This is a genomic window from Exiguobacterium aurantiacum DSM 6208 (genome assembly GCF_000702585.1).
Taxonomy (GTDB): domain Bacteria; phylum Bacillota; class Bacilli; order Exiguobacteriales; family Exiguobacteriaceae; genus Exiguobacterium; species Exiguobacterium aurantiacum.
This window is the reverse complement of sequence record NZ_JNIQ01000001.1, coordinates 61,567-75,533: the sequence shown is the minus strand read 5'-3', so window position 1 is coordinate 75,533 and position 13,967 is coordinate 61,567. Positions and strand designations below refer to the sequence as shown.

Annotated in this window: 13 protein-coding genes; 9 read left to right on the top strand and 4 right to left on the bottom strand. The window is 50.3% G+C overall.

All coding sequences use genetic code 11. The annotated features are described in order from the left end of the window. Nucleotide 1 precedes the first annotated feature (1 nt). Nucleotides 2-1,504 (bottom strand): phytoene desaturase family protein, encoded by a 1,503-nt coding sequence (locus tag P398_RS0100375; RefSeq protein WP_029333704.1) that lies wholly within the window; start codon nt 1,502-1,504, stop codon nt 2-4. Nucleotides 1,505-1,774: 270 nt separating this feature from the next. On the opposite strand from P398_RS0100375, the gene P398_RS0100370 reads away from it, so the two are divergent. Together P398_RS0100370 and P398_RS0100365 are read left to right on the top strand one after the other, a co-directional pair. Continuing rightward, entirely contained in the window at nt 1,775-2,503 is a 729-nt protein-coding gene (locus tag P398_RS0100370) for an ABC transporter ATP-binding protein (RefSeq protein ID WP_029333703.1), read from the top strand. Further along, on the top strand, nt 2,496-3,509 hold the full coding sequence (locus P398_RS0100365; protein ID WP_029333702.1) for an ABC transporter permease: 1,014 nt from the start codon (nt 2,496-2,498) through the stop codon (nt 3,507-3,509). Before P398_RS0100370 ends, P398_RS0100365 begins: the two co-directional genes overlap by 8 nt. A gap of 15 nt (nt 3,510-3,524) precedes the next feature. On the opposite strand, the gene P398_RS0100360 is transcribed toward P398_RS0100365, so the two are convergent. Then, nucleotides 3,525-4,136: a class I SAM-dependent methyltransferase gene (locus tag P398_RS0100360; protein WP_029333701.1), complete on the bottom strand. Its 612-nt coding sequence runs from the start codon at nt 4,134-4,136 to the stop codon at nt 3,525-3,527. A 193-nt stretch (nt 4,137-4,329) separates the two neighbouring features. Further along, nucleotides 4,330-4,947 (bottom strand): glucosaminidase domain-containing protein, encoded by a 618-nt coding sequence (locus P398_RS0100355; protein WP_034798742.1) that lies wholly within the window; start codon nt 4,945-4,947, stop codon nt 4,330-4,332. Nucleotides 4,948-5,078: 131 nt separating this feature from the next. Here P398_RS0100355 and P398_RS0100350 point away from each other — a divergent pair, with 131 nt between their 5' ends. Further along, nucleotides 5,079-5,525, top strand: a complete 447-nt coding sequence (locus P398_RS0100350) for a hypothetical protein (RefSeq protein WP_029333699.1) — start codon at nt 5,079-5,081, stop codon at nt 5,523-5,525. Between the two features lie 35 nt (nt 5,526-5,560). Here the strand turns inward: P398_RS0100350 and P398_RS0100345 are convergent, their stop codons facing one another. Then, the gene (locus P398_RS0100345; protein WP_034798739.1) at nt 5,561-7,054 is read right to left on the bottom strand and encodes a DHA2 family efflux MFS transporter permease subunit; all 1,494 of its coding nucleotides are present in this window, start codon (nt 7,052-7,054) and stop codon (nt 5,561-5,563) included. A 153-nt stretch (nt 7,055-7,207) separates the two neighbouring features. On the opposite strand from P398_RS0100345, the gene P398_RS0100340 reads away from it, so the two are divergent. From P398_RS0100340 to P398_RS0100315, 6 genes are all read left to right on the top strand, one after another. Further along, nucleotides 7,208-8,080 carry a TetR/AcrR family transcriptional regulator gene (locus tag P398_RS0100340; RefSeq protein ID WP_029333697.1) on the top strand — a complete coding sequence of 291 codons (873 nt, stop codon included), beginning with the start codon at nt 7,208-7,210 and terminating at the stop codon, nt 8,078-8,080. 162 nt (nt 8,081-8,242) lie between these two features. Then, the gene (locus tag P398_RS0100335) at nt 8,243-9,340 is read left to right on the top strand and encodes a hypothetical protein (RefSeq protein WP_029333696.1); all 1,098 of its coding nucleotides are present in this window, start codon (nt 8,243-8,245) and stop codon (nt 9,338-9,340) included. Nucleotides 9,341-9,531: 191 nt separating this feature from the next. Then, complete coding sequence (locus tag P398_RS0100330; protein ID WP_029333695.1) at nt 9,532-10,545, top strand: LacI family DNA-binding transcriptional regulator; 1,014 nt, start codon at nt 9,532-9,534, stop codon at nt 10,543-10,545. A 201-nt stretch (nt 10,546-10,746) separates the two neighbouring features. Next, nucleotides 10,747-12,060, top strand: coding sequence for an ABC transporter substrate-binding protein (locus tag P398_RS0100325; RefSeq protein ID WP_034798736.1), 1,314 nt, complete (start codon nt 10,747-10,749; stop codon nt 12,058-12,060). A gap of 65 nt (nt 12,061-12,125) precedes the next feature. Further along, nucleotides 12,126-13,025, top strand: coding sequence for a carbohydrate ABC transporter permease (locus tag P398_RS0100320; protein WP_029333693.1), 900 nt, complete (start codon nt 12,126-12,128; stop codon nt 13,023-13,025). A gap of 3 nt (nt 13,026-13,028) precedes the next feature. Beyond that, complete coding sequence (locus P398_RS0100315; protein ID WP_200872638.1) at nt 13,029-13,955, top strand: carbohydrate ABC transporter permease; 927 nt, start codon at nt 13,029-13,031, stop codon at nt 13,953-13,955. Nucleotides 13,956-13,967 lie beyond the last annotated feature (12 nt).

Genomic DNA, 13,967 nt, shown 5'->3' with positions numbered 1-13,967 from the left:
ATTAACGTGTCATCACACCGTCGCGCTTCGCGATCTTATCGCTCACTTGTTGGCCGCTGAGCGTGACCATCGGCATCCCGCTGCCCGGATTGACCGTGCCGCCGACGAAGTACAGATTCTCATACAGTTCACTTTGCTTCTTATGCTTGAATCCGCCGTTCTGGTTTTTGTCCGACACGGTTCCGTAAATCGCACCACGGTCTGACCCGTACATCCGCTCGATGTCGTGCGGCGTCCAGACGTTCCGCGTGACGATGTTGTCACGTAGCCCATCCATTCCCATCCGTTCGAGCTTATCGAGCACCCGTTCCTCGAACGCCGCGTAATCGGCCTCGGTGAACGGGTCTTCTTGAATGTACGGGATGTGCGGCAAGATTTTAATATTCTCATGTCCCGCCGGTGCTTGGGTCGCATCGGTCTTGTTGACGTTCACCAAATAAATCGTCGGGTCGTCCGGCAACTCGTGTCTGTCGAAGATCTTCTCCATCTGCTCTTGTAAGTTTTCTGAGAAGAAGAAGTTGTGGTGTGCGAGTGCCGGGTATTCTTTTTTGACGCCGAGATGGAGCACGAAGCCGGAGCTGGCCGGTTCGTATTTGTCGACGAGCTTGTCGACGAACGCCTCTTCGACATCGACCATCTTTTGATAGAATGGGATGACTTCCATATTCGAGACGTAGTAATCGGCAGAGCGGAGTCGTCCGTCCTCGAGCTCGATCGCCGAGATGTTCCCGTTGAGCGTATGCGCCCGAACGACGCCTTGTCCGGTGTTTAGCTTCACGCCAATCTCTTCAGCGAGCGTCGTCAAGCCTTCAGCGAGCTTATGTGTCCCACCTTCGACGTACCAGCACCCTTGTGCGTGCTGCATGTAAATCATCATGTTGAGGACGGCCGGGGCGCTATATGGCGATGACCCGACGTATTTGACGTAATACGACAGCATCGTCCGGAGGTGCGGGTTGCTGATTCGTTTCGAGATGGCGCTGTACATCGTCGACGCCAAATCGAAGCCCATGAGCGTCGCGATCGGACCGATTTGCGTGACCGCCTCGAACGGCGACTCGAACCCTTCTTTTAAGTAACTGCGCTCTGTCGTGTTATAGATGCGCTCGGCATAGTTCAATAGCTTGTGATATTCTTTCATGTCTTTCTTCGACAACGACGGGTTCGCGTTCGCCATCACGTCGAGATCGTGATACAAGTCGAGCACCGTGCCGTCCGGGAAGAACGAGCGCCACTCTAAATCTAAGCGTTTGATGGGTACGTAGTCTTCCATTCGTCTGCCGCTGCCATTAAACAGCTTCTCAAAAATTTGCGGCATCGTCAAAATCGACGGACCGAGATCAAATCCGAACCCGTCTTGCTCGAGACGGTTCACTTTCCCGCCGATGTGGTCATTCTTTTCATATAAAGCCACGTCATAGCCTTTTTGTTTCAGCGAGATGGCTGCCGAAATCCCGCCTAGCCCCCCACCGATGACAATCACTGACTTGTTCACGTTCTGCATACACGTACCGCCTCTTTCCGACATGATTTATGAAACGCTTATTGATTCATTTGCCACTATTGCCTCTATTCCCTGCACGCACACTTCTGAACATTCAATTTCAGCACATTGCGCCTTCAAAATACGTTGTCTCATCCTTTGATCGAACGGTTCAACTACAACAATCGTATAAAAATTGGCGATTGTTGTGTCTGAATCGGGAGACTATACTAAAGCTAACTCAACACACTGTCTAGGAAATATAGGATGACGTGAAAAAGGAGTAGGCCCATGGATATCCATATACACGACGTCACGAAATCGTTTGGTAAACAGATTGCCATCGACCACGTCGGCTTCACTATCAACTCAGGGGACATTTGTTGCCTGCTCGGTCCGTCCGGTTCGGGGAAGACGACGCTCATCCGTCTGATGATCGGTGCGTTGAAAGCAGACGAAGGTACGATCCAGCTCGGAGAGACGGTCATGCCGAGCATGGAGATGCTCCACAAGATCGGCTTCATGCCGCAAAACGATGGGCTATACGATGACTTATCGGCCGAGGCGAACCTCGAGTTTTTCGGATCAATCTATAAGCTCGGAAAATCGGAATTGCAGAAACGCATCACGGAAGTGCTCAAGCTCGTCGATTTGACGGCCGACCGAAAGAAGCTCGTCCGAAACTTCTCGGGCGGGATGAAAAAGCGACTCTCGCTCGCAATCGCCATCCTGCATCAGCCCGACGTCTTGTTTTTAGATGAGCCGACCGTCGGCATCGACCCGATTTTGCGTCGTCAAATATGGGCTCAGTTCCAGATGATTCGGGCGAGCGGGACGACGCTCATCGTCTCAACGCACGTCATGGATGAGGTGCTCGAGTGTGACCGGGCCGCGCTCATCTATAACGGCCGCTTGATCGCCTATGACACGGTTCCTCACCTCTTAGACCAGACGGAGAACGGTCGCGTCGAGGAGCTGTTCCTCATCGCCGGTCGACAAGGAGGGGCGGGTCATGCGTAACTTGGCGAAACGCGTCATCTTTCAGACGCTGAACGATAAGCGCAGCGTCGCTTTGATTTTGATTGCCCCGCTTCTCATCTTGACCCTCGTCTACTTCTTGCTCGGGGACTCGGATTACGTCCCGGTCGTCGTGCTCGATGAGACCGCGCAACCGCAACTCGTCGAGGCGTTCGAGGCCGAGACGCTCGACGTCCGGTTGGATACGGTCGACAATCCGTTCGGATATTTAGAAGACAATCAAGACGTCGATGCGGTGTTCGAAGCGACGCAGGCGGGGACGACGATCACGCTCCGGGAACCATCGACGAAATCCTCGAAGGCGGTGAGAGAGATTCAAGCGGCGCTGTCGACGTTAAATCCGGCGGCCAATATCGACATGAATTATGTATACGGGGAAGAAGGACAATCGACGTTCGATTCGTTCGGCTACGTGTTCTTGTCGCTGTTCTCGTTCTTCTTCGTCTTTATCTTGTCGGCGATGGCGCTCGTGAAAGAGCGGAGCGGCGGCACGCTCGAGCGTCTCCTCATGACGCCGATCAAACGGGGACAAGTCATTTTGGGCTACACGCTCGGCTACGGGGTGTTCGCCGTCGTACAGTCGGTGATTATCGTGCTCTATACGATTTACGTGCTCGGCCTGACCTCAATCGGCAATATGGCGTGGGTCATGTTGGCGATGCTGCTCATGGCGGGAACAGCCGTCTTGTTCGGGGCGACGATCTCGGTGTTCGCCCGCTCTGAACTTCAAGTCGTCCAGATGATCCCGTTCACGATCATCCCGCAAGTGTTCTTCTCTGGACTCATCCCGCTCGATCTCATCCCGTACGGACTCGGCAACTTGAGTTATGTCATGCCAATCTTTTACGGGGCGACCGCCATCAAAGAAGTGATGGTGTACGGGAGCGGCTTCTTCGGGGTTTGGCCGTATTTACTTGGACTCGTCATCTATGCGAGCGTACTCTACTTGTTGAATATACGCGCACTCGGAAAGTATCGGGGGCATTAATAAAAATAAGCCGAATCACATGTCGCGTGATTCGGCCCGTTTTTGACCGACATATTGAATGACAGCGGACGGTCCTTGGTGGAGCCGTCCTTCTTGTCGTTCCACGATCCCGTCGAAGAAGTGACGAGTCTCGAGCGAGTCGGAAAGGACGGAGAAGGCGTCCGTCGTGTAAAGCAGTGCCTTGTCTTTCGGTCCGCCCGTTCCAAACTCGAGTTGCGCCTCGCTATACACCTCGGTTATGAAGAATCCTCCTGGTCTCAACGCGCGCGTCACGCCTTTTAACACGGCGGTTTGCACGTCTTTCGGGAAGTGCCCGAAAATACAGACGATGACGTCAAACGATTGAGCCGGCCAATCCGCTACCGCCAAATCGACAAGGTGTGTCGTGAGCGATACGCCGCGACGCAATGCTAAACGTTCCGCTTTCTCGAGACCGACACGTGAATAGTCCCACATCTCGACGTCGAGCCCTTGTTCAGCAAGCCAGACGGCGTTTCGGACTTCTCCTTCGGCAATGGCGAGCGCCTGCATCCCATCGCTTAAAAGATGTCGTTGACTTCGCAAAAACTCGTTCGGTTGTTCCCCGTACACGTATTCTTCTGTATCGAACCGTTCATCCCATGACATGGTGATGACCTCCTTATGCAACAGCTTTCTTTCATCATATCTGAAGTGAATACGCAGAACAAAAAAAGCATCTGAGCAGATGCCCGGATGCTTAACGTTTGAGAAGTAAAGCGACGCCCGCTGCGAGAAGCGCGAGTCCGCTGAACAATCGTACTTGATTGCAAGTCACTATCTTTCACCCCTATATGTCTTGTCATTTTTTGGCGACACGAAGCTGTGTCCGTTCCATCTCCCGATAGATGGATAAGATTTCGGTACCGTAGTTGCCTTTTGGCTGCATCGCCCATTTGCGATGGAGCGCGGGCCATGTCGTCGCCGATCCTCGTTTCACATAATGGAAGCGTGGGTCGACGCGTGTCATGTTCAAGTCGTCTTTTGAGGCGTACGCCTTCAGATGTTGAATCTGGGCCGTCACCCCTTGGTGCGGAGAACGGAAGAAATGGCCTTTCACTCCTTTGCCGACCGTGCCGATGCCTGAGTAGTTATGTTGTCTCGGCAGGACGTCGCCTTTGTAGCTGAAGTATCCGGTCTCTTTCAACGCTTGCGCGAACGCGACATCGCCGCGGACACCTTCTTTCGCGCCGATGATGACGAACAGTTTCGCCAGTTCCTCGACCGTCACACCTTGAAGCCGGACGTTGTTCGGATTCTTTCGCTTCACGAAGTCCGCCATCTGTTGAGGCGTCACAGTGGAAGAGCCCATGATCGCACGATTCTCTTTATTTGACGAAGCTTCTGCTGATGACATCGATGTGAAAGACGAGACTAGAAGTAACGCGACGGTCAAATAAGTGATGAGCCAGCTTTTCATCATCCATTCCTCCTAAACGATTAAACAAACTATGAAAATAATACCATATAATTTGTAGTCAGAATATTAAATTTAAAGAAAAAGGGAACTAAATCCAATCAATCTTCGTACAGAGTAGCGAGGTGATGGGAATGGACAAACAGCAACGGATACGGGAAATTGTAGCTTACCAGAAAAAATGGATGCCATTGCACGTCACGACCGTCATCGCGGTCGGACTGACGTTCGCGATGTTTTTGATGAACGGGTCCGTCGGGTACTTGCTCGGTTTTTTCGTGGCGCTCGCGGCGCTGACGTATATGGACTGGAAAGAGAGCCGCTTTTTGCAGCAGCTGACACACGAAGAAGATGTGAGACGTTTGATTCCTCGGCAATACGTTCTTCGAGGAGTACAAGCGCTGATCGGCGCGCTCGCCATCTATGGCTTATTCCAACAGGAACGACAATTGTATATCCTTGTCGTACTTGGGGTCGTCGTCGGTTTACAGGCGTGGACGGCTAAATATTATGAGCAAAAAATTCAACAGATTGACGCCGAACAGCCGAGCCGTGAAGATATGCGGTTTTTGAATCTATGAGAAAAAGCCGTCCTAATGGGCGGCTTTTCACTGCATTAATTCGCTTTTTTGAGCTCTGTTGCCTCTTCTTTAAAATCGAGTTTTTTCACATCAACGCGCTTCACAAAGAATGCGAGGACGAGCGCCAAGATGTTCATACCAAGTGCGACATAGAACGAGACTTGAATCCCTGAGAGGAGTGCTTGTTGCGTCAACGCACCCATCGCACTCTCCGTGAGCGTCGCTGGGTCCACACCGCTCATGAGTGATTCGGCTTCTGTCCGTGTCACCGAGTTCATGATGGTGACGAGCACAGCTGTCCCGATCGCACCAGATACTTGTTGCGCCGTGTTGTTGATGGCCGTTCCGTGCGGGTTGAGATGCGTTGGTAACTGGTTGAGACCATTAGTCATGAGAGGCATCATGACCATCGACATCCCGAACATGCGAAGCGTATACGTCGCGACGATGTACGTGTACGTCGAGTCCAGCTGAACGTTCGCGAGCATATATGTCGAGATGGCTGTGATTGTGAGACCGACAAGCGATAATAACTTCGGTCCGAACTTGTCGAACAGTTTCCCGGTGATTGGCGACATGATTCCCATGATGATGGCACCCGGGAGAAGCATGAGCCCCGAGTCAAGCGGCGAGATGCCACGGACGCTTTGGACGTACGCCGGTGTCAAAATCATCCCGGAGAACATGGCGACGGCGTTGACGATCGCGATAATCGACGCCAGCGCGAACATCGGGTATTTATATGCCCGTAGGTCGAGGAGTGGTTTCTCCATGTTGAGCTGACGGATGACGAACGCAATCAGCGCGACGAACCCGACTACGATGGTCGTCAAGACGATCGGATTGCCCCACCCGTCCGAGCTCGCCGAACTGACACCGTACAAGACGCCACCGAAACCGAGCGTCGACAAGACGAGCGACAAGTAGTCGAGCGATTGTTCTTTGTTTTGCACCATGACGTTCTCAGCTTTCCAAATCGCGAGGGCGAGACCGATGATGGCGAGCGGGAGAATCATCTCAAAGAGGACGCGCCAGTCATAATATTCGACGATATAGCCCGAGAGTGTCGGTCCGATTGCCGGTGCTGAAATCATGACGAGACCGAAAATCCCCATCGCTGTCCCACGTTTCTCACGCGGGAAACTGACGAGCATGACGTTCATGAGGAGCGGCCCCATCGTCGAGGCACCGACCGCTTGAATCATCCGGCCCGAGAGCAACCAGCCGAATGTCGGTGAGAAGGCGGCGATGGCCGTACCGGCGGCGAAGATTGCCATCGAGGTGATAAAGAGCGCCCGGTTTGAGAAGCGGGTGATCAAGTAGGCCGATGCTGGGACGAGTACACCCGTCACGAGCATGAAGCCTGTCGCGAGCCATTGGACGGTCGAGTAGTCGGCGATCTCCAAGTCGACCATGATCGAGGGGAGCGCGACGTTAAGTAATGAGTTGTTCAAGAAAGCGATGAACGCTCCGACGAACAAGACCGCGAGCATGAGATACGGCGGTTTTTTTTGAAATTCTGGTTTCATACGACTTGCTCCTTTATGTTGTGAATAGTTATATAATAGTAATTGTCGATGTGATGATTTTATACCCACTGTATAAATAAATCAACCATTTTGTACTATGAGTTCAAAATGATATACTCAGCATATAAAACAAGCAGAACGGAGCATTCGCATATGAAAGATAAGAAACGAAAAGTCGCCGATGTCGCCATGACCTTGTTCATCGAAAACGGGGTCCAACAGACGTCGGTGCAAGAGATCATTGAACGAGCCCACATCTCGAAAGGGACGTTTTACAATTATTTCGCCTCGAAGACGGACTGTGTCGCCAACATCCTCGAGAACTTGCGCTATGACGCCGGACAGCGGCGGATCGAGATGCAACTGGGACGCGACAAACGGGACAAAGACATCTTTATCGAGCAGATTTCGATTCTCATTCAATTGAACGAGGAACGGAATTTGTATGCGCTGTTCGAGTCGATCATGTCGGCGAACGAGCCCGAGTTGAAAAAGCTCGTCTTGCAGCACCGCGTCTATGAGATTGAGTGGCTCGCCATGCGCTTGACTGAGATTATCGGGGAAGAGATCCGCCCATATTCGATTGAATTGACGATTCTATTTAATGGAATGTTGCAACATATCCTGTTCACTTTACGCATCACGAACACCGCCTATTCGATTCAACAGCTCGTTCGCAATTTGTATGGCTACGTCGAGTTGATGGCGGCTCGGATGGTCGAAACGGGAGATCACATCTTGAACCCGGTCACCGTCGATCAGATGCGAGGGACGACCGATAAAAACCTTGTGACGATGGACGAGTTGATCGAGATGGCTGAACGGATTCGCACGCATGTGAAGATGACCGAAGAGCAGGCCGATCTGTTCGAGGCGATCACGTACGAGCTGCATCAGGAACGACTCCGAAAGATTGTCCTCGAACAATTGTTGAAGCCGTTTCAACGGTTGTTTAAAGGCGCGACGGGCGAGACGGAAGTCCAAAAATTCACGAATCTCGTCTGGTTGTATACCCGGACACACTAACGTTAAATTAAAGAAATGAAATAAAAATCACTCAAATTGGATTTGAGTGATTTTTATTTTTGTTGATGAAAAATAGAACAGAAGTAGGGCTGTATGGGAAAAATGGGTAAATAACTATAGTTGGGTCAATCGTGTTTAAACTCAAGATAGGAGGGTTTAGTTATGTTAGAGAATGTTCTTGCATTTAGCGGTCTAGGTCTGATGATAGGAGGAGTACTTTACGGTCTCATTTCCATTTATCGTTACTTTATTAAAAAAAATATTACACCATTCCCAATAATACTTGGGGGTTCAATTTTTTTGGTAGGAGTTTGGCTGACTTTTATTCTAGGCATTCTTGAAAATAATAAGCAAGAGGCTGCATCAGATTCAGGTCAAGGGAATATCGTATCAATCACGGAAGAAATAGAAGAGGCAGAAAAGGATGAATCAGTGGCCGAAAACGAAGAATCGGATGATGGTGGAAGAAGTTTAGCGCCCACAATTGAAGAGTTCATGCGGGAGGTAAAGGTTAAAGACCCTGTGTCGAATTACAAAGATTATATGGCTTCTTATGAATTGAAAACTAATCGGGGATACAGTATCTACAATCAAAAATTCGATGAGGTTACTATTGATGGCAAGAATATAGTGATTGTATATAATAATAATTCAATCATTGAAGTCGAAACAGAAAAAGACATAGATCAAGTGAAAGATGAACGTGTGGAAAAAATTCAAGAGGAGCTAACGACTACAATCAGTGGAACAACGGATATGGGTACGGATGCGATTTCACTTGAAGAAGGTTTTGCTGTAGTGGAAAGTACGTATAATGGTTCAGGTAATTTTGCTGTAGTACTTCAAGATGCACAGGGGAATATGTTAGATTTGCTTGCCAATGAGATTGGAAGTTACACTGGGAAAAGTTTTGTATGGATTAAAGAAACTGGGGATTATTATTTAAATATAAACGGGAACCAAGGGAATTGGGATATTAAAATTATGCAATATCGTCCTTTAGAGATTGAAAACTTACCGGGTAACTTAGAGGGCAATGGGGATGACGTCATTTTCTTTGAACTCAATCAAGGGAGCTATCAAATAACTTTAACGCATAACGGAGATTCGAATTTTGCGGTGACAGTAAATGCAGCCGACTTATTAGTGAATGAAATCGGTAATTATGAGGGATCACAACGACATTCTTTTGAGAACTCTAGTACGTATGTTTTTGTTGTAAAAGCGGACGGGGACTGGACGATCACTGTCAAAGAATAGAGCGAAAGTTGAAAATTTTTTATTGTGTGTAAGTAGACACACTAAAGACAAAAAGTTTCCAGATGCAGTAATATAGAAGAAAGACGTCATTAAAATTTATCGCAAAATATTCCACGAAAAAGAATTGATTCCTACAAATTCATGCGCTACAATCAAAGTACCGAAAGCGCTTTCGGGAAGAGGAGACTAACATGGGTACGATCTATGATTTAGCAAAGAAAACCGGCTTCTCCATCACGACCGTCTCTAAAGCGTTGAACAACTACAAGGACGTGAGCGAGAAGACGAGAGCCAAGATTTTGAAAGCCGCGGCCGAGATGGACTATCTGCCGAACGCGCACGCACAGTCGTTATCGACAAAAAAATCGTGGGCGATCGGGGTCATGTTTTCGGAAGCGAACGAAGTCGGAATGAAACATCCGTTCTTCAACGGCATCATTGAAAGTTTCCGTCACGCCACGGAGGAGCAAGGCTACGATTTAATCTTCGCCTCGCGCAACCTTCGCAACCGTGACATGAGTTATCTCGAACACTTCAAACACCGGGCCGTCGACGGCATCGTCGTCATCTGTTCGGACCGGATGGATGAGCAAGTTCAAGAGCTCATGCAAAGTGACCTCCCTATCGTCGTCGTCGACATGGACAGCGCCAACTGTAGCGTCGTCTATTCCGACAACACCGAAGGGGCCCGCCTTGCCGTGAACTACTTGCACGACCTCGGACACCGCCACATCGCACATATCGCTGGTGACCAGACGATTGATGCGGGTGCGGCTCGCGTCAAAGGGTATGAGCTTGCCATGGAGGCGCTCGACCTGCCAATCGAGCCAGGTTACTTGGTCAACGCCGGCTTTTTCTCTGTCGAAGAAGGGAAGCAGGCGATGGAAAAGCTGCTCGACCTCGAGTCACGTCCGACCGCGGTATTCGTCGCGGGCGACCAAATGGCGATTGGCGCCATCGAAGCGATCCATGAACGAGGACTTCGCGTGCCAGAAGACATTTCGGTCATCGGTTACGACGACATCGAGATGATCAAGTACATCACGCCAAAGTTGACGACGATCCGTCAAGACACGGACGAGATCGGCGAAGCGGCGGCTGAGTTGTTGATTGAGCAAATGACCGCCAAGGAAAGACGGGCGGAACGTCGCGTCATTCCGGTCAAACTGATTGAACGGGCGTCATGCGCGCCGGTGAACAACTAAAGTAGTTCCGATTGATCTTTCGAAGTCGCTCTGTTCCCTTCAGCGGAATGGAGAGAAGAGAGCGATTTCGAAACATCATTCCGCCAAAATCGAAACCGCTTTCGATTATTTATTTCGACAAAACCGAAAGCGCTTTCGACAATTATTTACCTCTTCTTGCAAACGCTTTCTAAAAACCATAAAAAAAGGATGGGTTCACACATGCGTAAAAAATTAGTCAGCTTACTTTCAATCGGAGCTCTATCAGTCGGCGTCTTGGGCGCATGCTCAAACGACGAAGGAACTTCAGGTTCTGGGTCAGGTTCTAAAGACGACGTCCTCAAAGTTTGGTCGTTCACAGATGAATTGAAAGAGCCAATCAAAACGTACGAAGAACGCAACGGCGTGAAAGTCGAGTTGACGATCGTCCCGATCGCCGACTATCCGACAAAACTTAAGCCAGCACTCGAGAGCGGCGTCGGAGCACCTGACGTGTTCACAGGCGAAATCGCCTTCCTCAAACAATGGGTAGATGCAGGCTATTGGGAAAACCTTTCGGATGAGCCATACAACGTCAACGAAATCGCGGACGACTACATCCCATACGTATTCGATCTCGGGAAAGACTCAGAAGGCAACGTGCGCGCCCTTTCGTGGCAAACGACACCAGGTGGCGTCTACTACAAACGTAGCTTAGCGAAAGAAGTGCTCGGCACGGACGATCCGACTGAAATCGGCAACATGATGAGCTCGATGGACGGCGTCTTCGAAGTTGCTGAGAAGATGAAAGAAAAAGGCTACAAAATGTTCCCAGACGAAGGCGCGATCCGTTGGTTCTCACAAGGCGCGAACCCAGAAGCATGGGTAAACGAAAACAACGAGCTTGTGTTGACAGAAGACAAGATCAACTACATGGACTACGCGAAAGAGCTTCGTGACAAGCAATACACGGCACTCGCTCCAGAATGGTCACCATCTTGGTTCGAAGGCATGTCGAAACCGATCAAAGTGAAAGAAGGCGGCACAGAGACAGAAACACAAGTCTTCTCATACGTCCTTCCAACATGGGGCCTTCACAGCGTCTTGAAAGACAGCGCGAAAGACACAGCCGGCGACTGGGCAGTCACGAACGGTCCAAGCCCGTACTTCTGGGGCGGAACATGGCTCGGCGTGTACGAAGGATCGAAAAACAAAGAAGCTGCTTACGACTTCGTCAAACTCATGACACAAGACGAAGAGTTCTTGACAGACTGGGCAGAAGAGACAGGCGACGTTCTTGCCTTCAAACCAGTAACAGACAAAATCAAAGACGACTTCAGCGATGAGTTCCTCGGCGGACAGAACAATTACGAGTTCTTCCTTGGCCAAGCGGATGAAATCACACCAGGTATCGTCACGAAGTACGACCAACAGCTCGACACGCTCTACGGCGCTTCGGTCCTCCAGTACGTGGAAGGCAAGAAGACGAAAGAAGAAGCTGTTGCAGAATTCAAAAAACAAGCGAAAAACGCTTACCCAGACATCAAAGTTGACTGAGGCCAGCTAATCCTTGGGGGGAAGACCCTCCCCCCTGAGGGTTGCTATGGAAGGAGTAACACGACGTGAAAAAACTAGACCGCTATGGCTATGCCTTTATTGCCCCGTTTTGGGTCGTCTTTTTGACATTCAGTATTTATCCGGTCTTCTTGACCCTGTATTACAGCTTCACCAACTATACCGGCAGCCCGGGAGAAGAGATCGTCGGCTTCGCGAACTATGCGCGACTGTTGACTGACACATACTTCATCGAGGCGTTCGTCAATACGATCAAGATTTGGGGAGTAAACTTCGCCTTACAGATTGGTCTTGCCTTACTTCTTGCACTGTTGTTCTCCGATCTTCGGTTGAAATTGAAGGGCCTCGCGTTCTTCCGCTCATTCTTCTACCTGCCAAACTTGATCACGATCAGTTCGGTCGCGCTCTTGTTCGGAATTTTGCTTGACTGGCAGCACGGTTCACTCAACATGATGCTCTTGAAACTCGGGATCATCTCAGACCCAATCAACTGGCTATCGCAACCGGTGACGGCACAACTGTCCGTCTCACTCATTTTGACATGGATGTGGTTCGGTCACTCGTTCATCATCGTCATGGCCGGCGTATCGGGTATCTCAAAAGACTTCTTCGAAGCCGCCCATATCGATGGCGCGAACCGTTGGCAAATGTTTACGTTCGTCACATTACCGCTACTCAAACCGATTCTCTTGTATATCATGATCACGTCGCTCATCGGCGGACTTCAATTGTTCGACCTGCCGCTTCTCTTGACGGACGGGATCGGTGCACCAGACGGATCGCTTAACACGATGGTTCTTTACCTGTACAACCAGGCGTTCAAGTATAACAACTATGGCTATGCGGCAGCGGTCGCTTACGGCTTGTTCTTGATCACGCTCGTCTTCTCGGCGGTCGTCTTCAAAGGCATGTTCCGTAAAGAGCGCGCTGCGCAGAAGGGAGCATAAGCAATGGAACAGAATGCAGAATCACGGCGTATGCTCGCCGACAGCGAAGTACAGCCGCCGCGCGAAGAGAAACCGCTTCGTGTGGAGCCACCGAAACAAAAACAGAAGAAGAAATTCTTCAGCCGTGGTGTCATTTACACGGGCTTGATCATCTTGACGATCATCTGTTTCATCCCGTTCCTCATGATGCTCGTCAACGCGACACGGACGAACGGAGAAATCATGTCAGGTTTCTCACTTCTCCCAGGTACGGCGCTCATCGACAACTACGCGATCTTGAGCGACTACATCAACATCTGGACAGGCTTTAAAAACAGTTTGATCATCGCCGTGCTCGTCACGTTGCTCTCTGGTTACTTCTCAGCGATGACAGCGTTCGGCTTCGCCTTCTATGACTTCAAAGGCAAAAACGTGATGTTCATCTTCATGCTCGTCATGATGATGGTACCGGGACAACTCGGGCTCATCGGTTTCTACGAGATCTCTAAGACGCTCGGGATTCTCGACTCGTTCATCCCGCTCATCATCCCGTCGATCGCCAGTCCGTTCGTCGTCTTCTTCATCCGGCAGTACACCCAGGCGACGCTTCACATCAGTATGATTGAAGCGGCCCGGATCGATGGAGCGAGTGAGCTTCGTATCTTCCATACGATCGCACTCCCGATGATGATGCCGGCTGTCGCGACGATGTCGATCTTCACGTTCATCGGCTCATGGAACAACTACTTGATGCCGCTCGTGCTCTTGTTCTCGCCGGAGAAATACACGCTTCCGGTTCTCATGGGCTTCTTGAAAGGCTCGCAAGTCGCCGAAAACCTCGGTGCCTTGTACCTCGGTATCGCCATCTCGGTCGTGCCGATCATGATCGCCTTCTTGTTCATGTCGAAGTATATCGTCAGCAGTATCTCGGCTGGCGCGGTCAAAGAATAATAGAGAAAAGAG

Coding starts and splice junctions, on each gene's coding strand:
- P398_RS0100375 (WP_029333704.1), bottom strand. CDS start 1,504: ATGCAGAACGTGAACAAGTCAGTGATTGTCATCGGTGGGGGGCTAGGC.
- P398_RS0100370 (WP_029333703.1), top strand. CDS start 1,775: ATGGATATCCATATACACGACGTCACGAAATCGTTTGGTAAACAGATT.
- P398_RS0100365 (WP_029333702.1), top strand. CDS start 2,496: ATGCGTAACTTGGCGAAACGCGTCATCTTTCAGACGCTGAACGATAAG.
- P398_RS0100360 (WP_029333701.1), bottom strand. CDS start 4,136: ATGTCATGGGATGAACGGTTCGATACAGAAGAATACGTGTACGGGGAA.
- P398_RS0100355 (WP_034798742.1), bottom strand. CDS start 4,947: ATGAAAAGCTGGCTCATCACTTATTTGACCGTCGCGTTACTTCTAGTC.
- P398_RS0100350 (WP_029333699.1), top strand. CDS start 5,079: ATGGACAAACAGCAACGGATACGGGAAATTGTAGCTTACCAGAAAAAA.
- P398_RS0100345 (WP_034798739.1), bottom strand. CDS start 7,054: ATGAAACCAGAATTTCAAAAAAAACCGCCGTATCTCATGCTCGCGGTC.
- P398_RS0100340 (WP_029333697.1), top strand. CDS start 7,208: ATGAAAGATAAGAAACGAAAAGTCGCCGATGTCGCCATGACCTTGTTC.
- P398_RS0100335 (WP_029333696.1), top strand. CDS start 8,243: ATGTTAGAGAATGTTCTTGCATTTAGCGGTCTAGGTCTGATGATAGGA.
- P398_RS0100330 (WP_029333695.1), top strand. CDS start 9,532: ATGGGTACGATCTATGATTTAGCAAAGAAAACCGGCTTCTCCATCACG.
- P398_RS0100325 (WP_034798736.1), top strand. CDS start 10,747: ATGCGTAAAAAATTAGTCAGCTTACTTTCAATCGGAGCTCTATCAGTC.
- P398_RS0100315 (WP_200872638.1), top strand. CDS start 13,029: ATGGAACAGAATGCAGAATCACGGCGTATGCTCGCCGACAGCGAAGTA.